Raw genomic sequence first — 23,262 nt, forward strand, 5'->3', positions numbered from 1 at the left:
TTCATTTTACATTCCCTTTGAGCCGCGCCTCGATCAGCGCATCGGTATAGAGCGCAAATCCGGCTGCGGAGATGTCATCGTTTATAAAGTGCCCGCCGGAAGCCAGCGGCGTATTGTTTTTAAAGCATTGGAAAAAGAGTCCGTCATAGTAACGCATCTTCGCATAATAGAGTGGTGACAGCACACACTGCTCACATTGGCACGCCTCCGTCAGTTCTTTCATCTTTTCGAGTTCCGGCCGGAGAATCTGCGGAACATGTTCCATCACGGCATCGAGCTGCTCCATGTGTTGCACGCGTGCCAGCTCCCCCAACCACGCGTACTCGGTTCCAAGCAGCTTTTCGATCTGCATCGATGCGAACCACTCGAGAGGAATGCCAAATTCAAACGAGATAAGCACTGGAATCTGGATGTTCGAGATCTGCAGTACCGGCTTGACGTCCAGTGCGTCGAAGAGCGACATCGTCACATCGAGTACGTCCGCCAGCTTCCCATCGAGCCACTCGGCCCCTACCTGATTGATCTCGCGAGTCGGGTAGCGAAAGACGGGCTGGATGTAGAACCACTTCTTCTGCCCGGTCGAACGCCCCAGACGCTTCGTGACCAGCCGCACAACGTCGATCGTGCTGTCTGCACGCAGCGTCACTTCGCGGTTTTGCGGGTCGCCGAGGCGGATCAGCTCGTGGCGGTCTCGGATACTCTGGTGCTGGTGGTACGAGAAAAGAGGCGTCGCGATCTCCTCGAACCCCTCTCTTTGCAGTAGGTCGCTGGCGATCCGTTCGATCTCGCGCTTGGCCCTGGCGCTCTCGCCAAAATAGAGGCGGCTGCCCGCCGGGATTTCGTGTTCGAAAATCATAGCGTCTCGTTTGCGTAGTAGACTTCGTTGAAGACTTTCGAAGCCAGGCCGTCGTAGGGACGGCGGTCGAGTTTGTCATAGGCCCACTCGATCGCGTTGACAACCCAGGCACTCTCGTAGACCGGGATCAGCCCCATCTGATTGATACGGAAGAGCTTGCCCTTGAGGTGATCCTGACCACCCGCGATATTGACGCCGAACTCCGTTTTGAGAATGGAGCGAACGGCATTGGCCTCCTCGTCGTAGACCGCACTCATGGAGAGCGCCGGTGCCTTGGGGTAGAGCTGGCATCCGATCGCCTCCAATGCCGCACGTGTCGCCAGCGCACGTGCCTTCGTATCACGGTAGAATGCGTCGTACCCTTCCGCCTCGATGAGCTCGAGCATCTTGTTCAGCCCGATGATCAACGTTGTCGGTGCCGTGTAGGCAGTAGTGTTCTGGCGCTGCTTCTTGATTTCGGATGCGAGGTTGAAGTAGTAGCCGCTCCCTTCGCCGATCTTTTTGACCGCCGCGTCGCTGAGGCCGATCATCGCCATCCCCGGCGGCAGCATCAGCGCTTTCTGGCTTCCGGCGATCAGCGCGTCGATGCACGTCGTATCGATCGGCTCTACACCTACGGCTGTGATACCATCGGCGATCACCATGATCTCAGGGTTGATCGCTTTGATCGCCGCTGCAATCTCTTCGACCGGGTGGCGCAGACCCCCCGCACTCTCGCTCACCTGGATACAGAAGGCGTCGATAGCGGGATCGTCCGCCAGGGCCGCCTTGACATCCTCTACATTCGCTGGAGTATCCCAGGCATATTTGAGCTCCACATGCTCCAGGCCGAACGCCTGGACGATCTTTCCGAAACGCTCACCGAACTTTCCGGCATTGACCGTCAGCGCTTTTTTTGTGCATAGATTCGACACACACGCTTCCATCGCACCCGTACCGCTCGATGCAAGCATGACACACTCGTCCATGCCGAAAAGGCGCATCAGCCGTGTTCGTGCCTCTTTGAAGATCGCTTCGAATTCGGGAGTTCTATGGTGAATCGTGGGGCCTGCCATCGCCATGCGGACAGCTTCGGGAACCGGCGTCGGGCCGGGAGTAAAAAGCAGCATACGCCTACCTTTAAAACAGAAATTTTGGGTGATTATAGCAAATGTCTACTGAAAGGAGCGTGACCGGTAAAGAGGGCCGCAGAAACGGCAGCGGCCCGACAAAGCATAAAAAACTATTGACAGCGTCTCTTCGTCTTGATATCGAACGCGATCTTCACATCCTGCCAAGTTTTTCCTTTGTGAAGGTCGTAACAGGCTTTGTTGATGCTTTCCAGCGATGGCAGCATATCGAAATCGCCCAGATCGAGGTACCCTTCCGCCTGGACTTCATCTTCGTCGAATTCGACTTTCATCGGAACGATCTTCGTGATACCGTTCATCGTGACTTCGACATTCGCCACATCTTTTTCGATGCTCTTGATTTCGGCCGTAATCGTCTCGACACCCTGTATATGGAAGAAAAACTTCACCAGCTTGGCATCACGCCCCTTGTTTTTGGAATCGACACTCCGCGTATCGATCACCACTCTCGCACCCTCGAGCAGCCCTTTTTCCGTCTTGTCCGGCATCGCGTTCAGTTTGATCGCGTCGAACGTTCCGCCGACTCCGATTTTGAGCGGTGTTTTGTAGGCTTTCCACTCGACGTCGATATCTTTGACACTGTAGGTACATTCACCTGCGAAAAGTCCCACCGCCATAACGATTCCCATCACAAAATATTTCATCATCTTCCTTGTTTTATCGATCGAGATATTGCATGGTACTACGATTTGGATGGATGCACCTTTAAACAAAAAAACTATTTCCGCGCATCGACTCCTTTGGCGCGGATCTTTCTCCCCTCTTCATACCAAACCTGCCGGACAAGCCTGCTGCGCCACCTGCCGTCGACGCGTTCTATGTCGTAACCTTCCCGGTACAAAAGTTTTCCGGAGGGAAGATAGTCCGTCCGTTCGAGCAAAAGCTCCCTTCGGGTTTTGTCTCTGTCGATTTTTCCGAGAGAAACGAGCTCCACCGTTCCGCCTCCGGGAAGAAAGTGGGTCGTAATGATCTTGGCGGGGCTGAGCCTGTTTTTCAGATAGATGAAATGCTTGTGCATGCGCATCTCTCCGATGTCGGAGAAGTGCCAGATGTTGGAAGGGACCGGTATAAAATGGCCGGGTTTGTAGTTGATCAAACGATACTCCATAATCAGCGGTTCGCCGACAAACGAATAGAGTTCGACGGGATAGTAGCTCTTTCCGTCGCTCAGGTAGAGAATCCTCGACGAAAGAGACTCCTTCGCTTCCATTCTGAATCCTTCCGGAAGCGGCAGAATCTCCGTCTCGTTTCGATCGCGGATCCGCAGAGGAAGCTTCAGGCCGTGAAGCGAGCCAAGCGCTTCCAGCGAAACCCGCATGGGGCCCGGCAGCTGTGTCGGAGCACGAAAGATTCCGCTATCCTCATCACGAAGCGATCCTCTTCTTTTCCTGGATACCTCCGGCAGATCGAAAGAAGCTGCCGTCTGCGCGACGATTCGTGATGCGAAGTCGACTTTCTCGTTCAGACCGAAACGCTCCAGATTTTTCTGCAGAAGTACACGGTTGAGTTCATAGCTCCTTTGCAAAGCGGCGTGTTGCGCGGAAGAGGTGCCGATTTTCGAAGTTCGGTTCTCCTCGGGCAGGGAAGCCGCAGCGGCCGCCGGGGATGCCTTCGCTACAGAAATTTCCGCAGGGGCCTGCTTGTTTTCATAGAGCCATTTGGCTGTCAAAAAACCGCTCATGAAGATGAAGGCCACCGTGACCGCCGCACCGAGGATGTAGGCATACCGCTTCAAGGAATCCTCACTGGTCGGGTTTTTCGGCGGAATCGGTGCTTGCGGCGATTCGCTCTTTTTGCGATAGGCCAGGTACTTTTCAAGCAGATAGTCCCGTTCGGTCGCCAGACTCTTTTTGCCGAAATATTTCGAAGCGATGTCGGAAGGGAGATAGGCGTTTAGCAGCAAATCATATACCTTCTCGACAATCTTGACGTTGGACATCAGGGGAATGTCGTTGGCGACGAAATGCGATACCAGCCCCAATGCACGCTTCTCGCTGGCACCCCACGATTCATGCTTCAAGACGCGCTGCAGATCTTCCGTATTGGAAAATAGGGCGATAATCCGCTCCATTTTCGTCTGCAGAGGAATACCTTCTTCCGCATCCGCTTTTTCTCCATCCAAATGAATCCGCAAAATCGCATGTGCCCATGCGATGAGATTTTCATCGGGTGTGGAGTTTTGGAGTGTTCTGGAAGCATCGAGAAGCAGATACGCCTCTACACCGCTCAGAAGATAGCGCCGTTTTATCTCGTCCACCTCTTTTTCGGAGGGGATGGTCTCCATAAGGAATTTTACTTTTTCATCGAACGTCACACTTCTTCCTTTTCGAACCACGACGACAGCCCAGAGGAGTGTCGGGATTGGAATTTCAGAAGTGTATCAGCCATGAACTAAAAAAAACTTTTATTGCTGCTATGCTTCCTCGAATGGCATCGTCTCCTGCCCAATTTCCAGATAGCGGTTCCAGTAGTGGTCGACAAAGGTACGGACCGTTTCATTTTTGGGCAGCCAAACACCATCTTTTTTCTCGACATAACTCGCCAGGAATCCACCTGCATCACGTTTGGGAAGGTAGAACCCGTGCACGAGACGGATATAGCGTGCCCGATAGAGCGCTTTTTGCCTGCGATAGGCTCCGTCACTCAGATCGATCGAGAGTTTTTCGCCGTCGAACCCCAGTACTCCCGCTTCGAAGAGAATGTCGAGATGCAGCAACCCTTCGACATAATAGGGCTCCACCTCGCCCGTCTTGCGCCAGCTCATCAGGCTTACCGCACGGGCCACCGTATCGCGCAGGATCTCCTCTTGAAGCGTTTCGTCTTCGTGCATGAAAAATGCCATCAGCCCGCCTGTCGTCGCCTTGAACTCTTCGACGTTTTTATAGTTCCCGCTGCCGTTCATCTTCGTTTCGGTATCGTCGTCGACCCAGAGTACGTGGCCGTACTCGTGGCCAATCGTCGTGATCTCGTAAACTTTGTGCCAAAGTTCCGGTTTTTCAAGCATCACGGTACGCTGATGCAGAACAAAATCATCACCGAAGGTTTCGCGCGCAATGCGCATCACCGGACGCGCCTTTTTGGATTCGAGCACGTTGTCGGCGAACGCGAATATCTTTTTGCCGAGTTCACGGCTCACCTCCGTGTCGTTGGGGACCACCTGCGCCGAGAAGAGCCCCTGGAACTCCGCTCCGTAAAAGAGTGCCGGAATGCCGATGTAGAGCTGCGTACGCTCCACCTGCCTTGCACAGTTTTCATTAACCTCTCTTGCCTCTTCGCCAAATTCGTGGGCCAGCGCTTCGCTCATCTCGAGGATCCGGGCGGGGATCTTCGTCTCCTGCATCAGTTTCGGCGATGCCAGCCGGACGTCCCATTCCAATGCCACTGCCTTGCGGTAGTGATCTTCATAATACTCGAGAGGATGGCCGATCTGGATCGGTGCCGTGATCGCCATCCATTTTCGGTCTACTTCGGCCCACTTTTTGATCAGCCCTTCGGTTTCGGTATGGGAAAAAGCGTCGATAAGCGCATCGATATAGGCGAGCCACTCGGCCTGCTGGCCGAAGACCTCATCCTCCATCGTCGCCAATACGCCGCGCATATTGGTCAACTTGTTCACAACCTCCTGCACCTCCATCCGAAAGGCTTTCGCGTAAGGGACGCTTTTAAATCCTTTGCGCGTCTTCTTGAGTACCGAATAGCAGCGGTCGCCCACACACCCCTCTTCACGAAGATCGAGCAGATCTTCGGACTCCAGCATCTCGTAAATCTTCTCTTCATCCCCATTGAAGAGCTCGAAGAGTTCACGGTTGACACCGTGGATAATATGTGCCGTCCAGGCGCTCTGCCATGTGCTCATCGCTTCACCCACCCGGTGCGCCTCTTTCAAAATTTCGCGATAAAACGGTGTCAACAGCGCTTCATCCTCGATCCAGTCGAGCAGCTCCAGATGACGTTTCAGGTAGAAGTCGGCCACCATCTTGTAGGCACTCTCTTTCGCTTCGATGATCGCCTTTTCCTCGCGCCCCTCTTTTTCCAGCACCTGGGCCAGTGCATCGTCACGCAGGCCGATCAATCGCGTCAGCGCCGCCATCCGGGTCTCCGGCGTCTCGGGCAACTCGAGGCGTCTCAGGAAATCACCGATCCATGCCTCCGCCTCGGCATGGCCGCTCCCGAGCAGATCGTAGTAGCTTCCCAGCTCTTTTTGCCGCCGCAGGATTTCGTTATAGAGTGTTTGAAGATCCTCCATAAAGACCTCGTAGTAAGTTTCACGCATGCTGACTCCTGAGCATTTCAATAATCGGTTTCGCCAGTTTCAATGCCTTACTGCGGTGCGAAAGCTCTTTCTTGATCGCCGGATCGAGCTCCCCGATCGTTTCGTCGAACCCTTCGGGAACGAATATCGGATCGTAACCGAACCCCCCTTCGCCCCGCGGCGTGTCGATCGCCTTTCCGTGCATCCAACCGTGCACCACATATTCGGCATTTGGCGCGACGATGGCAATGGCTGCCGTATAGAAGGCCGGTGCCTCCTTCATGCCTCTCTTTTTCAATTCATCGACCAGTTTGCTCAGGTTATCCTTGTCGCTGGCACCTGCACCTGCATATCGTGCACTGTAGATACCAGGTTCACCGTTCACGGCCGGTACGGTAATCCCGCTGTCATCACTGATGACGATCGCGTCGTCTCGTCCGAGCTTTTCGAAGATCGTCCTGGCTTTGATCAATGCGTTTTCGGCGAAGGTCGAACCGTTCTCCTCGATCTCCATCGGTCCGAGAAGTTCGCTGAAGGGGACCACTTCGTCCTTTTCGAAGAGCGACTGAATCTCTCTTACTTTACCCTTGTTTGAAGTGGCGAGTATAATTTGCATTCTTTTCAATCCTTTTTTAATGATAGGAGTATAATTTTTGCAAAATTCTACCATAAGGAAAACAAAGTGAAAGAGATTTTCAAGAAGGTACTCCCTTTAAGTCTCATCGTCGCGCTGAGATTTTTCGGTCTCTTCATCGTATTGTCGGTACTATCGCAGTATGCGGTGGAGCTTCCGGGCGGTACGGCGTTTCTCGCCGGTGTCGCCGTCGGCGGATACGCCCTCACCCAGGCGGTACTGCAGGTTCCGTTCGGCGTGCTGAGTGACAAGATCGGGCGTAAAAAGACGCTGCTCATCGGTCTGCTCATCTTCGCGGCGGGATCGGTCATCTGTGCCGTCGCCGACAACATCTACATACTTCTGCTCGGGCGGTTCCTCCAAGGAGCCGGTGCGATCGGTTCGGTCGTCACGGCGATGATCGCCGACCATGTCCGTGAAGACCAGCGCGCCCATGCGATGGCTGTCATGGGAATGACGATCGCGATGAGCTTCGCCGCAGCGATGATCATCGGACCGATCATCGGCGGGTTCTACTCCGTCAGCGCCCTCTTCTGGCTCACGGCGATTCTCGCGATTCTGGCCCTTGCGATTCTCTTCACAGCCGTTCCGGAACCCCCAAAGATCATTCACAGCTACTCCGAAGAGGAGGCGAAGATCAAGCATGTCTTCAAAGACAAAGACCTTGTACGTATGTATATCACATTCCTCTTTCACAGTTCGACGATGGCGATCGCCTTTTTCCTGATTCCACTGGTGATGAAGCAGAAGTTCGGCCTGGAACCGGAGAGCTACTGGAAAATCTACCTGCCGGCCGTCTTCTTCGGCATCATCGCCATGGGGCCGGCGGCGGTATTCGGCGAAAAATATGGCAAAGGCAAAGAGGTCTTTCTGGTCTCCATCGCATTCATCGCCGCCGCCTTCGCTCTGATGGGATGGAGCAGTTCGGTCGTCTGGTTCGGCGTGGGTGCCACCTTCTTCTTCATCGGATTCAACATGTTCGAGCCGCTGCTGCAGAGTTTCGTCAGCAAGTTCGCAAAAGTCCATCAAAAGGGTGCGGCACTGGGTGTGGCCAACACCTTCGCCTATGTCGGGATCTTCCTCGGCGGTGCGATCGGCGGCTGGCTCTACCAAAAATTCGGCGCAAGCGGTGTTTCGATATTCGTCCTGTTCCTCACCATTTTCTGGGCGCTCTGGATCTTCACGATGCGAAGCCCCGGCGTGCGCGACAACCTCTTTTTACCGTATGTGGAATATGATAAAGAGAAAGTAGACGGGTTGAAACTGATCAACGGCGTGACCGATTTCTACCTCAACGAAACCGAGCAGATCATCGTCGTCAAATTCGACAACGAGATTGTCAGTGCGGAAGTGATCGAAACGTTTTTGAAGAAGTGAGAAATGGGTGGGCTTTGCCCACCGTCAGTATTGGGTGTTGAGGATTGAGTATTGAGCGTTGAGGGTTGAGAATTTAACTTGACCGGAGCTCGGCGAGCTACGCTCGCCTACTTCTCACTTCTCACTTCTCACTTCTCACTTCTCACTTCAGCGAAACCACCCGCACACGGTCACCCGCCTCTTTGTCACCCTCATCGGCATTCAGCCACAATAACCCCACGTCTCCCAGCATATTGGTCATGATGGCACTGCTGCCGCTGCGTTTTCCTTCGAAGTCGCACAGATACTCGCCATCTTCGAGCCACAAATTGCACGCTGCGAACTCCGTTTTGTTCTTCGTCTTCTTTCTGTAACCGTCGAGAATGCGGGCCGTCACGACCGGTATCGTGTATTCTCGCCCCTGCAAACGATAGAGAATCGGCAGGACATAGAGGATAAAAGTGACGGTGGAGGAGTAGGCGAAGCCGGGGAGTGCCACGATGAATTTATTACCTCTTTTCGCCACCATAATATGCTGCCCCGGTTTGATCAGCACCCCCTTGAAAGCGACATCGCACCCAAGCTCGTCGCGTATGACATCCTTGACGAAATCGTAGTCGCCTACGCTCACACCGCCGGTGGTGACGACGATGTCGGCACTTCGAAGTGCCTCTTTCATCGCGAAGGTAATGGCGGCACGCTCATCGTGGACGCTACCCATTTGCACCGGCTCCCCGCCGTGCTGTTTTACGAGCGCTTCAAGTGTGTAGTTGTTGGAACTTCGAATCTGCGCGGGGTTGTCACTGCACTCGCCAAGTTCCAGTACTTCACTGCCCGTGGCGAGAATGGCGACTTTGGGCTTTTGTACCACCAAAGGGGCCACGACGTTGAGGCTCGCCATAACGCCAACCTCGGCAAAGCCGATCGTACTCCCCTTTTTGACGAGTACTTCGCCTCTTTTGAAGTTCTCACCGACCGGTCGGACCGAAAAGCCCTCCGGCACCGGTTCATCGATACGTATGGCACCCCCTTCGACCGTCACATTTTCAATGGGAATCAGTGTATCGGCCCCTTCCGGCATCAGTGCACCCGTAAAAGTCTTTATGGCCGTTCCGGGTACGACACGCAATCCTTCCGTATCGCTGCCGGCGGGATTCTCTTCGATAATCTCCAGCCGCCCCAGAGATTGGTCGCTTCCGATAATCGCATACCCGTCCATCGCCGAAGTCGGATACTCCGGGGAGTTCTCCTGCGCGACGATATTTTCCGCCAGCACACGCCCCTGCGCGTTCGGCAGATAGACCTTCTCCACGCCGACCGCTTCGACAATCAGGCTATTCAACTTCTCCATTGATTCTTCGAAATCTATCATGATAATGTTGCCTTTTTAATTTCGGGATGTAAAACACGTGCAATTTATCTGCAATCGGACACCCACAAAGGGGCTGCTCATTTGAGCAAAAGCCCACTGCCATTCATGGGGGTCGAGCGTTTTTCGGCATAGATACGTTTGCCGTCGATCACGTCATATTTCCAGATCGGAGCGTTGGCTTTGAAATCTTCGACGAAGGCATCGAGCATCTCGAGTGCCACACGCCGCTTGGGACTGAAAATGGCGCAGGCGAAGGAAGATTTATGCACCGGAACATCGCCTTCGCTATGGGCCATCGCGAGCAACGCACCCTCTTTGGCCAGTTTCTCTTTCCATCTGCCGAACCACTGTTCGAGCACCGGACGGTAAATATCGAAACTCAGCGCTTCGATACCCCCTTCTTCACGGATCGTTCCAACGAAACTCACCATCGCACCGAAGTTTTTGTCGTGCTCCGCATCGTACCAGCGGCTCAGCAACTCCTCGACATCGATCGGTCCTTTGTATATCAACACCATCGCTCACCCGCCGCATACCGGAGGAAGAAGCGATATTCTATCCCCCTCTTTCAATTCGATATCGAGCGTGTTGACCATCGTGTCGTTGACGGCGACGGCGGACTGCTCGAGCCATTTCGCGATCTCGGGGTCCCTCTTCAGGACTTCGGCCACATCGGCGAGTGTTTTGGCGTCTATTTCGATCGGGGCTTTGCCGATTGGCCCCAAAAATTCCACTTTGACCATCATTTTCCCTCAATTTTTTGGAACGATTATAGCACAGTGGGTATAATGGCACTATGATTTTTGGAAAAATAGAATATCTCAACCTGCTGCCCTTTCATCTCTTTTTGAAACGCGCTTTACGCCACGGTATAGAGAAGAAAGCGTGGCAGAAACGCGGTTCGGTCCCCTCCCGGATCAACCGTGCATTCGAAGCAAGACGGGTCGATGCGGCCGTCATCTCCAGCATCAAAAGCAGAGGAAGAGAATGCACCGATTTCGGTATCGTCGCTGACGGCGAGGTGATGAGCGTTCTCGTTCTGCCGGGAAAAAGCCGCCGAGACACGGATTCGGACACATCCAACGCGCTGGCGAGCCTTCTGGGGATCGAGGGAGAGGTGATGATAGGGGACAAGGCACTGCGATATCGGCTCGCCAATCCGGGCGAAGGTATCGACCTCGCCGAAGCATGGAAAGAGCGGACTGGCCTCCCTTTTGTTTTCGCGAGGTTGTGCGCCCATTCCAGACATATCCGGCGTCTCAGACGGCTGACGCAACGCTTTTTCACCTCTCCTCCAAAAATTCCCTACCGAATCCTGAGGAGAGAGGCGAAGGCCCGCGGATTGAACGCTGCGGAACTTCGGAATTATCTGAATAAAATCTACTACCGGCTTGGCTGGCGGGAAAAAAGGGCGCTCAAACGCTTTTTACGAAACGAACGAAGAGGCAGAAGAAAAAGATGAAAATGAAATATACGCTTCTTTTTATACTTTTGATAGGAGGTGCGCTTCATCTATCGGCGGACGAACCGATTCAACCCATCCCTAAAACCATTCCCTACGATCACAAAAAAGCGGAACTCGGCAGGCTGCTTTTCATGGATCCGATGCTCTCTTCCGACGGTACGGTTAGCTGCCACAGCTGCCACGATTTCGACCATGGCGGAGCGGACCCGAGACCCGTTTCGATCGGCGTACACGGGAAGCCCGGCAATGTCAACGCCCCGACGGTCTTCAACAGCTACTTCAACTTCCGCCAGTTCTGGAACGGCCGCGCCAAAGACCTGAAAGACCAGGCCAACGGACCGCTCCACAATCCCGTCGAGATGGATATGATTCCCAAAGAGATCGAAACCTACATATCGAAAAACGGATACTACAACAGACTCTTCCGCGAAGTTTTTCACTCCGAACCCTCCTACCCGAAAGCGCTCGAAGCGATCGCGGAGTTCGAAAAGGCGCTCATCACGCCCAATTGCCGTTTTGACCGATACATGAGAGGAGAAATTGAACTCTCCGCTATGGAGAAAAAAGGGTACAGGCTCTTCAAAACCCTCGGATGCATCACCTGCCACAACGGAATCAACGTCGGAGGCAACAGCTACCAGAAATTCGGTCTCATCTTCCCTTACGTCTGGAGAGCGGAAAATCCCGACAGATATGCCATCACCCACGATCCGAAAGACAAGAATGTCTACAAAGTCCCGACGCTCAGAAACATCGCGCTCACAGCCCCCTACTTTCACGACGGGAGCGCGAAGAGTCTCGAAGAGTCTCTTCGTAAAATGGGCCACCACAATCTCGGTTTCGAACTGGAAGAGGAGGAGATCACGGCTCTGAAAGCTTTCTTGAACGCTCTCACCGGCGAAAAACCCGCCATTTTGCGAGAGGGCGGGCGAAAGCGATGAACCGGCTCTTCGCGAAAGTTGGCATCGCCCTGACGGCCGCGCTGCTCGGCATCGGCATCATCCTCTATCAGCAAAATTCTCTCAAAGAGAGTTTCGGTCGGATCGAATCGACCAACCAGACCTTCCAGAAACTCCATACCGACATCGTGACGCTCCAGCATACGGTTCTTCAGGCCAACTATTTTCTCTATTTCAACACCGACAGGATTCTTCAGGAGAGCAAAACCATCACAAACGAACTCCAATCGCTCGAAAAAAAGATCCGTGACAACGCCGACTACTATCCCTATACCCTTCACCATTTGCGAAAGACCCAAGCGCTTTTCGCAAAGCGGGTCGAAACGATCCACGATTTTCTGACCCTGAACGCCTCCTTGAAAAACAGTTTCGTCTATCTGCCGACACTGGCACGCAAAGCCTATACGCTCTTCGATATCACGAAACCGCTGGACCGGGAAATCATCCTGCTCCTTTCGAAAATCAACACCAGCCTTTTTCTCGCGAAAAACGCGCTCGACGAATCGTTCGTCGAAGAGCTGCACACGTACGAAAAGGAGCTGGCCGGCTATCTGAGACGTATCGGCGAGAAACGGAAAGCGCGTCTGCTGGAAGCCTCATACAGGCATCTCAATGTCTTCGTCTCCTATTTTCCGAGGTTTCATAAAGAGTTGAACGAAATTCTCGACAAATCGATGGTGCACAGCCTCGAGAAGACCTTCCGTCTCTTTTCGAAAGAGAGCAAAAAGGAGCTGGACCACATCAATACGATTGGAAACGTTTTCCTGCTCATCTATCTCGGCACCATTCTGGTCGTGATCTATTTCATTATCCATTCCGAAAAAGAGAATATCCGGTTGAAGAAGATGCGCGATTGGCTGGAAAAGTCGCTCGTGACCGATCCGCTTACGGGCCTTTTGAACAGAGAGGCGTACCATCACCGTAAGAACCTTCTATCGAAACCCGCACTGATTTTGCTCAATATCGACCGCTTCAAACATATCAACGAGTTTTACGGCGCCGCCATCGGCGATGCCGTCTTGCAAGAGTGCACCAAACGACTCAAAACCCTCCTTCAGACATCACAGAAAGCGTCTCTCTACCGTCTGGGAGGAGACGATTTCGGCGTTTTGTTCGAGTATGAAAACCAGGATGAGATCGAAGCGCTGATCGGAGAGATATTCGACAGCTGCGACAACACCTCCTTCGAGATAAACGGACTCGTTATCGATATCTCCATGTCCGCAGGCGCCAGCACGGCAAAAGAGCGCCTCCTGGAAACGGCGGACATGGCCCTCAAGGCGGCCAAATCATCCAGGCGTAGCCGCTATCTGATCTTCAATCCCTCCATGGACGTCTCCGAAACGATCGCCCGCAACATCCATGCCATTCAACAGCTCAAAACCGCCATCGCGAATGATGAAATTTTCCCCTATTTCCAGCCGATCGTCGATCTCGAAAGCGGAAAAACGGTCAAATACGAAGCCCTTGCACGCATGCGAACCGCGAGCAAAGAGGTTCTCACACCCTACCACTTTCTCGAAGCGGCGAAACAGGCGAAACTGAGCGGGACCATCACCGCAACCATTCTGCGCCAGACACTCGAAACGGCGCGCCAAAGCGGCGCGCACTTCAGCGTCAATATCTCGTCGGGAGATATCGCGAGCAGCTACGATAAAAAGATCATCTGTGGTCTTTTGCATGAATACGAAGAGATTGCGGACCGGATCACTTTTGAGATACTCGAAAGCGAAGAGATCGAGGATTACGAACTGGTGGCCGATTTTCTCAACCGGGTCAGACATCACGGCTGCAAGATCGCCATCGACGATTTCGGAAGCGGCTACTCCAATTTCGAAAAACTGCTGCAGCTCGATATCGATTTTCTGAAAATCGACGGTTCACTCATCAAAAATATCGACCACGACACCCACGCCGAACTCATCGTCCGAACCATCGTCGAATTCGCCAAAGGCGCGGGCATCGAAACGGTCGCGGAGTTCGTCCACTCCGAAGCGGTATTGAGAAAGGTGAAAAGCCTGGGCATCGGGTTTGGACAGGGCTTTTTTCTCGGCAAGCCACTCCCTTTTTCGGATTGTCCGGAGTGCCAAATAAAAGATTCATGATTTTCAGCTAAAATCACCTATACGCGATAGAATCTGGATGTTTCATTTTCCGCCCTCAGACAGAGCCAAACGAATGGAAGCTTCACCGAAGCCGGCTTTGTCAAAAAATTTCAGACAAAAGGTAAACCATGGATTTGGATCAACGATACGCCAATACCTGCCTACAGATACTAAGAAGTGACGACCTCACGCTTCCGGAGACGATCGAAAAAGAGCTTTCAACCCACCCCTTCGCAGCGGAGTTTATCGAAGACGAGAATGGTGCGCTCTATCTGAAGATCTACAGCACACACCATTTTATGTTGACGCAGATCGTACCACTTCTGAAAAATATCGGTCTGGCCGTCCACAGTGAAATCACCTACGAAATCCCTTTCGGAGAAAAAAAGATATCGGTCAGCCGCTATCGGATCGGAAACGAGCGTGTCGACGATATCAAGCGGACGAAAAAGAATATTCTCGAGCTTCTGGAAACGATGCTCTGCCACCCGAAACTCCCCAACACACCGCTTTTGCAGCTCACTCTGCTCGAAAATTTTTCCCCCCGGGAACTCGAGTTGCTCAACGCACTGATCGATTTCGAAAACCAGTTGGTCCTCTCCTTCAACCGCGTGACGATCACCGATGTTCTCATCAAACATCACCAAATCACCAAATCGCTTCTGACCTACTTCTATTTGAAATTCAACCCTGCCCTCAAACGCAGAAAAGAGCAGATGAACGAGAGCGAAAAGAGGATCGAAAAGATGCTCCATCCCATTACCCACATCACGGAAGATATGGTCATCCGTATGCTCTTCGAGATGATCCGACAGATGGTAAGAACCAACTTTTTTCTCGAAAAGGAGACGATCGCATTCAAAACACACACGGATCGAATCCAAGGCAAACTGGAGGGGATCCAGCCCCACATCGAAGCTTTCGTCCACCACTATCGTCTCAGCGGGGTCCATCTACGCATGGGAAAAGTGAGCAGGGGGGGAATCCGCTGGAGCGATCGATTCGAAGATTTCCGCGTCGAAATCCACTCTTTGATGCTTACGCAGGAGGGGAAAAATGCCGTCATCATTCCCCGTGGTGCAAAAGGAGGGTTTATCATACGTCTTCCGAGAGAAGAGATCGACCGCAATACTTTTAAACATTTCTACGAACTCTATATCGATGCCCTACTCGACCTTGTCGACAATCAGGAGGAGGGAAGAACGATCGTCAATCCGAAAATCGTCCGATACGATGGAGACGACACCTATCTTGTCGTCGCGGCCGACAAAGGAACCGCCCATATGAGCGATACCGCCAACGCGATCGCGCTAAAAAGAGCGTTCTGGCTGGGCGATGCGTTTGCGAGCGGAGGAAGCAACGGATACAACCACAAAGAACTCGGCATTACCGCCAAAGGAGCGATGCGTTCCGTGGAGCGCTTTTTTATCGAACGGGGCATCAACTTCTACGAAACACCGATAACCGTCGTCGGCATCGGGTCGATGAATGGGGATGTCTTCGGCAACGGTATGCTGCTGAGCCGCCATTTCAGGTTGCTGGCGGCCATAAGCCATAACGAAATCTTCATCGATCCAGACCCCGACCCGGAGATCTCCTACCAGGAGAGAAAACGCCTCTTCGCCGCGAGCCCCAAAGGGGGATGGCGATACTACGATCCTGAAAAGATCAGCGAAGGTGGCGGTGTCTTCGGACGCGACGAAAAGGAGATCCTGCTTTCGAACGCGATGCAGAAACTCTTCCGGACGACACGCCAGAGTATGAGCGGTGAAGAGATCGTGCAGGCCGTCTTGCGCTTGAAAGCGGATATGCTCTTCAACGGTGGCGTCGGAACTTACGTCAAAGCGAGTTGGGAGAGCAATCTCGACGTCGGCGACAAAGCGAACGAAAATGTCCGCATCGACGCGTCCGACCTGAAGGTTCATGCCGTTTGCGAAGGGGGAAATCTCGGATTCACGCTTCCTGCACGGATCGAATATGCGAAAGCGGGCGGCTTCATCAATCTCGACGCCATCGACAACTCCGCCGGCGTCAATACCAGCGATTACGAGGTCAATCTGAAAATCACGCTCGGTGCACTTGTAAGAAAGGGACAGCTGGACGACAAGAGCCGCCTCGAAGCGCTACAGCACCAGGCGGAAATGGTCACCAACAGGGTACTCTGGACCAACTACCACCAGTCGCTCGCCATTTCACTCGACTATCGCCGAAGCCAGCGCGATATGGTGCCGTTTCTACAGGCGATCGCCCTGCTCGAACGCGAACTTCCCGTCTTCAGCCGAAAACAGTTCCACATCCCCAAAGACGAAAAAATCGAGCAAGTACTCGATTCAAACCAGGGGCTCGTTCGTCCCCTACTCGGCACACTTCTCTCCTACGCCAAAATATTTCTGAAACGCCAGCTTCTCGAAAGCGACCTACTCGAAGAGTCGTTCGCCCAGGAGTACCTGCTCAAATATTTCCCAAAAACCTTTACCACCATCTACGAAGACGAAATACTCGGCCATCCCCTAAGGCGCGAAATCGCCGCTACCGTTATGGCCAACAGGGTCGTCAACAATGCAGGGGTCACCTTCGTCAGCGATTTCGACGAACTCGGCAACGAACGTTTCGTATCGAAAGTCAAAAGTTATCTGATATGCAACCAACTCTTCGGCTCCAACGATATCCGGTTCGAAATCTTCCGTCACGATTATGCGATGGAGGCCCAAAAGCAGTATGAACTGCTCTTCGAAATCGAGACGACGCTGGAGTTCAGCGTCAACTGGATGATACGCCATCTCTCACCCGAGCAGATCCATGCGCCGACACTTCTTCGGTACAAGAGCGAACTGGCGACCCTGATGGAGATGACACCGGATGAAAACATCGTTCCGATCGTCAACGAAAAGAGCCCGATCAACCGCTTTTTTCACCATCTTCCCTACATGAAATTCACTGTTGCCGCGATCATTCTGCATGAAAAGAACCACCGCCGCTTCGACGAAACGGCGAAGCTGATGTACGCCATCATCAAAGAGCTTCATATCAACGAAATCATGGAAGCACTGGAAAATTACCGTCCGAAAAACAAAGAGGAGCATACGATCAAAAAGCAGCTCGAAGAGTTCATCGAGTTCGCCGTCACCTCTCTGAGCGAAAAAGTGATCCACTACCAGAGAAAGAACGAAACGATGGAAGAGGCACTCAAAAGCTACCTTCACGATTGCGAAGAACGGTACACTTTCCTTCAGGAGAGTTTTGGAAAATTCATGGAACAGCCCGTCATCGAAAGGCTCGAGGATATCGCGATCCTCGTCAACAGCCTGATCCAGATGACCGTGGAGAATCCCATTTAAAAATGGGGAGATACGCCTCTATTCGCAGGGATCGGCGAGTATGAGTCCGATATCGGCGGCGAGCTTGGTGCGGTATTTGCAGTAGTCGAAACTCTCCACCTGCGCCACACCCTCTTCCACCGCCGCTCTCGCCACGGCCGCGGATTCCCAAAGCAATACCCGCTTGTCGAACGGTTTGGGGATCAGATAGTCGGGGCCGAAAGCGAGCTCCTCCCCACCGTAGGCATCTTTGACATATTGGGGAACCGGCTCTTTCGCCAGATCCGCAAGCGCTTTGGCCGCCGCCATCTTCATCCCCTCCGTGATCGCCGTCGCACGGACATCGAGCGCGCCTCGGAAAATGAAAGGAAATCCCAAAACGTTGTTGACCTGATTCGGGTAGTCGCTGCGGCCCGTACCCATCATCGCATCGTCACGCACTTCGGCGACCACTTCGGGCAAAATCTCCGGTACGGGATTCGCCAGGGCGAAGATGATGGGATCGGGTGCCATCGAAGCGACCATCTCTTTGGTCACGAGCCCCGCCCGAGAAAGGCCCAGCACCATGTCGGCACCGCGCATCGCATCTTCGAGGGTTCTGTCGGTGGTATCGAGTGCGAACTCGGCTTTGTAGGGGTTCAGGTCGTCACGTCCGCTGTGGATGACCCCTTTGGAGTCGAGCATCACGATCTCTTCGGCACCGAGCTGGCGGTACATCTTCGCACATGCAATACCCGCGGCGCCTGCACCGATGACGACGATCTTCATCTTCGAAATATCCTTTCCCGTCAACTCCAGTGCGTTCATGAGCCCCGCGCTCGTGATGATCGCCGTACCGTGCTGATCGTCGTGCATCACCGGAATGTTGGTAATTTTCTTCAGCTTCTCCTCGATTTCGAAACACTCCGGGGCTTTGATATCTTCGAGATTGATCCCGCCGAACGTCGGTTCGAGCGCTTTGCAGATCGCGATCAGCTTCTGCGGATCTTTTTCGTCGATCTCGATGTCGAAAGCGTCGACATTGGCGAACTTCTTGAAAAGGACCGACTTTCCCTCCATCACGGGCTTGCTCGCCCAGGGTCCGATATCGCCGAGTCCCAGCACCGCCGTTCCGTTCGTGATGACGGCGACGAGATTGGCTTTGTTGGTGTAGCGGTATGCCAATGCCGGGTCCTTCTCGATCGCCAGGCACGGCTCCGCCACGCCCGGAGTGTAGGCCATCGAAAGGTCTCGGGCGCTGTCGCAAGGCTTGGTGATCGCGATACCGATCTTGCCGCCTTCATGGTATTTTAGGACTTCGTCTTTTGTGATGCTATGAGGCACTGGATTCCTTTATGGTGTTCAATAGTTTTTCGATGCGCGCAACGGTCTCTTGTTTGCCGACGATACTCATCACATCGCTCAGATCGGGGCCGCCGAGGCGACCGATAAGTGCGACGCGAAGCGGCATGCCGATCTTGCCGAAACCGATCTCTTTTTCCTTGACGAAATTCTCCATCAGTGCATGGTAATCGGTCGGAAGATGCAACTCTCCGGCGGCATCTTCGATTTTCTGCACAAACGCTCTGAGAATCTCGGCGGCATTGCCTTTCATCGCCTTCTTGAGCGCTTTTTCATCGTAGCTTTCAGGTGTTTCGATCACCTCTTTGATCTGCTCCGCCATCTCTGCCAGCGTTTTGCATCGCTCTTTGAAAATGTCGAGCAGAATCTCGCGCTTGTCGTGGCTGAGCAGATAGAGGCCGAAATCTTCCAGCAGTTTCGCCAGACGCTCGTTGGAGCTGTTTTTGATGTAGTGGGCGTTGAGCCAGAGCAGCTTGTCCGGGTTGTACTGCGACGCGGAGGCGTTGATATCGGTCGGATCGAAGTGCTCGAGCATCTCCTCCATACTGAAAATCTCCTGGTCGCCGTGACTCCATCCCAGGCGTACGAGGAAGTTGAGCAGCGCTTCGGGAAGATAGCCGGCACGCTTGTAGTCCATGACATCGGCCGCGCCGTCGCGTTTGGAGAGCTTCTTTCCCCCTTCGCCCAGGATCATCGGCACATGATAGAAACGCGGCAGTTCGAAGCCGAGCGCTTCGTAGACGATGATCTGCTTGGGCGTGTTGTAGAGGTGGTCGTCACCGCGGATAACGTCGGTCATCCCCATCAGCGCGTCGTCGATCGCGACAACGAAGTTGTAGGTCGGAGTCCCGTCGCTTCGGGCGATGATGAAGTCATCGACTTCATCGGCTTTGATCGTGATGGTCCCTTTGATCCCGTCTTCGAAAACGATTTCGCCCTCCAGCGGCGCCTTGATGCGCACGACCGGTTCGACCCCCTTCGGCGGCGTTCCGGTGAAATCACGATAGCGCCCGTCGTAGCGCGGCCGCTCTTTTTTCGCCATCTGCTCTTCGCGGAGCTTGTCGAGCTCCTCTTTGCTCATGTAGCAGTAGTAGGCCTTCCCCTCGTCGAGCAGCTTCAGGATGTAGCTTTTGTAGAGGTCGAACCGGTCGGACTGATAGACGGGTTCGCCGTCGTAGTAGAGGCCGACCCAGTCGAACGCCTCGAGGATCGCTTTCGTCGCTTCGGCCGAGTTGCGGCTCTGGTCGGTATCTTCGATACGCAGCTTGAACTCCCCGCCGTTCCTCCGTGCCCAAAGATAGTTGAAAAGTGCGGTTCTCAGCCCGCCGATATGCAAAAATCCCGTTGGTGACGGGGCAAAACGTGTCACTACCATAATTTGTCCACCTTTGAAAATAGTTGGGCCATTATAGTTTCTTTTAGATAAAAAGCTGATACAATATCGGCTATAACTATTGTGAGGTATCCACCGAGATGATAAAACCGTTACGCCTTCTCCTTTCGGCATGTTTGATTTCCGCCACAACGATCTACGCCGGCCTTGTGGACGCCATCAGCATCGTTGTCGACGACCAGCCCATCACCCTGTACGAGATCTACAAAGCCCAGAAACAGCTGGGTCTGTCGAAAGAGAAAGCGGTCGAATACCTGATCAAGCAGCGCCTCAAAGACGAGGAGCTGAAGCGTCTGGGCATTCAGGTCGACGATTTCGACGTCAATCAGGAGATCGAACGCATTGCGCAGCAGAACAACATCGACTCGCTGAAGATGCGCACGATCCTGGCCAATCAGGGGGTCGACTGGGACGCATACAAAAAGAGGGTCAAGGAGAAACTGCTGCAGGAACGGCTCTACCGCCAGATCCTCAGCACCAAAATCCAGCCGCCGAGCGATACGACACTCGAAGAGTACTATCGTCTGCACATCGACGAATTTTCCATCCCTGAAGCGATACGCGCGATCCAGTACTCCGCCCCTTCCAGGCAGGCACTTCAAAAGGCGATGAAAAATCCGATGGCGGCCGTTCCGGGCGTCACCCAGACCGCCCAGACGATCCCCACGAACAAGCTCGACCCCCAGCTCCTCTATCTTCTGACACAGACACCCAAAGGGCAGTTCACACAAATCATCCCCGCAGGCGGGCAATTCGTCACATTTCTGATTCAGGAGCTCGTCAACCCAAGGCCGCTTCCGTTCGAACAGGTCAAGCAGAAAGTCTATGCCAAATGGATGGAGGAGAAACGCAAAGAGGCGATCGAAAGCCACTTTGAAAAACTCCGCGCCGCCGCCAACGTCAAAATCCTTCGCGCTCCCTGACCGTCATGATCCGGCATCTGCTCACGGCACTGCTCTGCCTTTTCGCCGCTCCCCTTTTCGCCTATGTCGATATCTCTCCCATCGAAATCGGGGAGCATCCCGGAACAAGCGGTTCACTGGCCCTTTCGCTCTCCAACCAGCGCGGCAATACGGAAAAAACGGAGATAGGGCTCGATCTCGACCTTCGCTACGACAGCAACGCCAGCTATGCCATCTGGGCGCTTGGCGGCTACAACTACACCGACACGCTCGGAGCGCAGATCGAGAACAAAGGATTCGCCCACCTGCGTTATCTTTACAAAATCAGTGATCCGTTCTATGCCGAAGCCTATATCCAGACCGAAAGCAACAAACTCAGAGAGATCGAGAACCGATCGCTGGCAGGAGCGGGGGTTCGCTACCGGTTCTATGACGACAGAACCTATGGGCGTATCTACTTTGGGATGGGCCTGCTCTACGAACGGTTGCGATTCAGCAATCCGGAGATCGATCCGGACGAATACAATACCCGTTTCAGCGGCTACCTCCACTACTCAAAAAACTTTTCCAACAAAACGGAGATCAACGCCTATCTCTTCTATCAGCCAAAAATCGATGCATGGGAGGACTATACGGTCCACTCCATCGCGGAACTGCAGACACCGATCTTCGAAAATTTCTACCTCCTGCTTCGCCTTATCAACAATTACGACTCCACGCCGCCCAAAAACAACGATGTCAAAACATACGACGTAGCGCAGAAAGTTTCACTGATGTGGAAGTTTTGAGAGAAAAGAGAGCGACAGAGTAACGAAAAAAACGGCCCGAAAAGGGGCCGCTTCCTACATGTGGGATTCGAGGTATTTGGTATCGAAGCGGTTTTCGATGAAATCGGGGTTGCGCATCATACGGCGGTGAAAATCGATGACGGTTTTGACGCCACCGATCTCGAACTCGTCCATCGCACGGCGCATCTTTTTGATCGCACGGGCACGGTCTTTGTCCCATACGATCACTTTTCCGATCATCGAGTCGTAATGCTGCGGGATAATGTAACCCGCATGGGCATGGCTGTCGATACGCACATCTTTTCCGCCTGGCGCGATCCATTTGCTGATCTTTCCGGGACAGGGGATGAAGTTGACCGGATCTTCGGCCGTGATGCGGCACTCGATCGCGTGACCCTCGAGTCGTACGTCGCTCTGGTCGAAAAGCCTCTCCCCTTCGGCGATGCGGATCATCCATTCGATGATGTCGATGCCGCTCACCATCTCGCTGACGCAGTGCTCTACCTGAAGACGGGTGTTCATCTCCATAAAATAGAAGTTTTTGTGTTTGTCGACCAGAAACTCGAAGGTTCCTGCACTCTCGTAGCCGATATGCTTCGTCGCCTTGACCGCCGCTTCATGCAGCTTCGCCCGCGTCTCGTCATCGAGGAACATCGCCGGCGACTCTTCGATCAACTTCTGGTGACGTCGCTGCATCGAGCAGTCACGTTCGCCGATATGAACGGCATTGCCGTGGCTGTCGGCAAGCACTTGGACTTCGATATGGCGCGGATTTTCGATAAATTTCTCCATGTAGATCGTCCCATCGCCGAATGCCGTGATCGCTTCGCTTTCGGCCGCGAGGAAGGCGTTCTCGACATAGCTCTCGTCTTCGACGACACGCATCCCGCGGCCGCCGCCGCCGGCTGCGGCTTTAAGAATAACTGGGAAACCCATCTCTTTGGCGAGTTTTTTCGCCTCTTCGACCGTTTCGACGGCCCCGTCGCTTCCCGGGATGACCGGAACGCCCGCCTCTTTCATCACCTGCTTCGCTTTGCTTTTGTCGCTCATCAGTGCCATGACGTCGACGCTGGGGCCGATAAACTTGATATCGTGAAACTGGCAGATCTCGACGAAATTCTGGTTTTCGCTCAAAAAGCCGTAACCGGGAAAGATCGCGTCGCACTCGCTCACTTCCGCCGCCGCGATGATCGCCGGAATATGCAGATAGCTCTCGCCGCTTTTTGCGCCGCCAATGCAGATCGTCGCATCGGCAAGCCGCAGGTAGCTGGCATCTTTGTCGGCCGTGGAGTATACGGCGACCGCCTCCTTGCCCATCTCTTTGATCGTTCGAATCGCCCGAAGCGCGATTTCACCGCGGTTTGCGATCAGGATACGTTTGATTTCAGCCAT

At 53.5% G+C, this 23,262-nt stretch carries 19 protein-coding genes; 7 read left to right on the top strand and 12 right to left on the bottom strand.

Annotation, left to right across the window (positions count from 1 at the left end):
- Nucleotide 1: 1 nt before the first annotated feature.
- The 6 genes from QUD54_RS06325 to rdgB all read right to left on the bottom strand — a co-directional run bounded on the left by QUD54_RS06325 (nt 2) and on the right by rdgB (nt 6,854).
- Complete coding sequence (locus tag QUD54_RS06325) at nt 2-856, bottom strand: ATP phosphoribosyltransferase regulatory subunit (RefSeq protein ID WP_286335987.1); 855 nt, start codon at nt 854-856, stop codon at nt 2-4.
- Nucleotides 853-1,965 carry a pyridoxal-phosphate-dependent aminotransferase family protein gene (locus QUD54_RS06330; RefSeq protein WP_286335988.1) on the bottom strand — a complete coding sequence of 371 codons (1,113 nt, stop codon included), beginning with the start codon at nt 1,963-1,965 and terminating at the stop codon, nt 853-855. Before QUD54_RS06330 ends, QUD54_RS06325 begins: the two co-directional genes overlap by 4 nt.
- A 113-nt stretch (nt 1,966-2,078) precedes the next feature.
- The gene (locus QUD54_RS06335) at nt 2,079-2,633 is read right to left on the bottom strand and encodes a YceI family protein (RefSeq protein WP_286335989.1); all 555 of its coding nucleotides are present in this window, start codon (nt 2,631-2,633) and stop codon (nt 2,079-2,081) included.
- A gap of 71 nt (nt 2,634-2,704) precedes the next feature.
- Nucleotides 2,705-4,300, bottom strand: coding sequence for a hypothetical protein (locus QUD54_RS06340; protein ID WP_286335990.1), 1,596 nt, complete (start codon nt 4,298-4,300; stop codon nt 2,705-2,707).
- Between the two features lie 99 nt (nt 4,301-4,399).
- Nucleotides 4,400-6,259: an invasion protein CiaB gene (ciaB, locus tag QUD54_RS06345; protein ID WP_286335991.1), complete on the bottom strand. Its 1,860-nt coding sequence runs from the start codon at nt 6,257-6,259 to the stop codon at nt 4,400-4,402.
- A complete protein-coding gene (rdgB, locus tag QUD54_RS06350; protein ID WP_286335992.1) occupies nt 6,252-6,854 on the bottom strand; it encodes an RdgB/HAM1 family non-canonical purine NTP pyrophosphatase in 603 nt (200 codons plus the stop codon). The genes ciaB and rdgB overlap by 8 nt, the downstream gene beginning before the upstream one ends.
- A 75-nt stretch (nt 6,855-6,929) precedes the next feature.
- Between rdgB and QUD54_RS06355 the strand changes: the two genes are divergently transcribed.
- A complete protein-coding gene (locus QUD54_RS06355; protein WP_286338019.1) occupies nt 6,930-8,249 on the top strand; it encodes an MFS transporter in 1,320 nt (439 codons plus the stop codon).
- Between the two features lie 142 nt (nt 8,250-8,391).
- Here QUD54_RS06355 and QUD54_RS06360 read toward each other — a convergent pair whose 3' ends face one another.
- The 3 genes from QUD54_RS06360 to QUD54_RS06370 form a co-directional block, all read right to left on the bottom strand.
- Nucleotides 8,392-9,600, bottom strand: a complete 1,209-nt coding sequence (locus QUD54_RS06360) for a molybdopterin molybdotransferase MoeA (protein ID WP_286335993.1) — start codon at nt 9,598-9,600, stop codon at nt 8,392-8,394.
- A 77-nt stretch (nt 9,601-9,677) separates the two neighbouring features.
- Nucleotides 9,678-10,118: a molybdopterin synthase catalytic subunit gene (locus tag QUD54_RS06365; RefSeq protein ID WP_286335994.1), complete on the bottom strand. Its 441-nt coding sequence runs from the start codon at nt 10,116-10,118 to the stop codon at nt 9,678-9,680.
- A gap of 3 nt (nt 10,119-10,121) precedes the next feature.
- A complete protein-coding gene (locus QUD54_RS06370) occupies nt 10,122-10,343 on the bottom strand; it encodes a MoaD/ThiS family protein (protein ID WP_286338020.1) in 222 nt (73 codons plus the stop codon).
- A gap of 53 nt (nt 10,344-10,396) precedes the next feature.
- Between QUD54_RS06370 and QUD54_RS06375 the strand changes: the two genes are divergently transcribed.
- From QUD54_RS06375 to QUD54_RS06390, 4 genes are all read left to right on the top strand, one after another.
- The gene (locus QUD54_RS06375; RefSeq protein WP_286335995.1) at nt 10,397-11,062 is read left to right on the top strand and encodes an MqnA/MqnD/SBP family protein; all 666 of its coding nucleotides are present in this window, start codon (nt 10,397-10,399) and stop codon (nt 11,060-11,062) included.
- A 2-nt stretch (nt 11,063-11,064) separates the two neighbouring features.
- Nucleotides 11,065-12,006: a cytochrome-c peroxidase gene (locus tag QUD54_RS06380; protein ID WP_286335996.1), complete on the top strand. Its 942-nt coding sequence runs from the start codon at nt 11,065-11,067 to the stop codon at nt 12,004-12,006.
- Nucleotides 12,003-14,129: a putative bifunctional diguanylate cyclase/phosphodiesterase gene (locus QUD54_RS06385; protein ID WP_286335997.1), complete on the top strand. Its 2,127-nt coding sequence runs from the start codon at nt 12,003-12,005 to the stop codon at nt 14,127-14,129. The genes QUD54_RS06380 and QUD54_RS06385 overlap by 4 nt, the downstream gene beginning before the upstream one ends.
- A 128-nt stretch (nt 14,130-14,257) precedes the next feature.
- Nucleotides 14,258-17,467: an NAD-glutamate dehydrogenase domain-containing protein gene (locus QUD54_RS06390; RefSeq protein WP_286335998.1), complete on the top strand. Its 3,210-nt coding sequence runs from the start codon at nt 14,258-14,260 to the stop codon at nt 17,465-17,467.
- A gap of 18 nt (nt 17,468-17,485) precedes the next feature.
- Here QUD54_RS06390 and QUD54_RS06395 read toward each other — a convergent pair whose 3' ends face one another.
- On the bottom strand, nt 17,486-18,769 hold the full coding sequence (locus tag QUD54_RS06395; protein WP_286335999.1) for a malic enzyme-like NAD(P)-binding protein: 1,284 nt from the start codon (nt 18,767-18,769) through the stop codon (nt 17,486-17,488).
- Nucleotides 18,759-20,162 (bottom strand): glutamate--tRNA ligase, encoded by a 1,404-nt coding sequence (gene gltX / locus QUD54_RS06400; protein ID WP_286336000.1) that lies wholly within the window; start codon nt 20,160-20,162, stop codon nt 18,759-18,761. Before gltX ends, QUD54_RS06395 begins: the two co-directional genes overlap by 11 nt.
- 98 nt (nt 20,163-20,260) lie before the next feature.
- On the opposite strand from gltX, the gene QUD54_RS06405 reads away from it, so the two are divergent.
- Together QUD54_RS06405 and QUD54_RS06410 are read left to right on the top strand one after the other, a co-directional pair.
- Nucleotides 20,261-21,103 carry a peptidylprolyl isomerase gene (locus QUD54_RS06405; RefSeq protein ID WP_286336001.1) on the top strand — a complete coding sequence of 281 codons (843 nt, stop codon included), beginning with the start codon at nt 20,261-20,263 and terminating at the stop codon, nt 21,101-21,103.
- A gap of 5 nt (nt 21,104-21,108) precedes the next feature.
- Complete coding sequence (locus QUD54_RS06410; RefSeq protein ID WP_286336002.1) at nt 21,109-21,870, top strand: DUF481 domain-containing protein; 762 nt, start codon at nt 21,109-21,111, stop codon at nt 21,868-21,870.
- A 54-nt stretch (nt 21,871-21,924) separates the two neighbouring features.
- On the opposite strand, the gene QUD54_RS06415 is transcribed toward QUD54_RS06410, so the two are convergent.
- Nucleotides 21,925-23,262 carry an acetyl-CoA carboxylase biotin carboxylase subunit gene (locus tag QUD54_RS06415; protein WP_286336003.1) on the bottom strand — a complete coding sequence of 446 codons (1,338 nt, stop codon included), beginning with the start codon at nt 23,260-23,262 and terminating at the stop codon, nt 21,925-21,927.

It is taken from the genome of Hydrogenimonas cancrithermarum (assembly GCF_030296055.1).
In the GTDB taxonomy this organism is placed as follows: domain Bacteria; phylum Campylobacterota; class Campylobacteria; order Campylobacterales; family Hydrogenimonadaceae; genus Hydrogenimonas; species Hydrogenimonas cancrithermarum.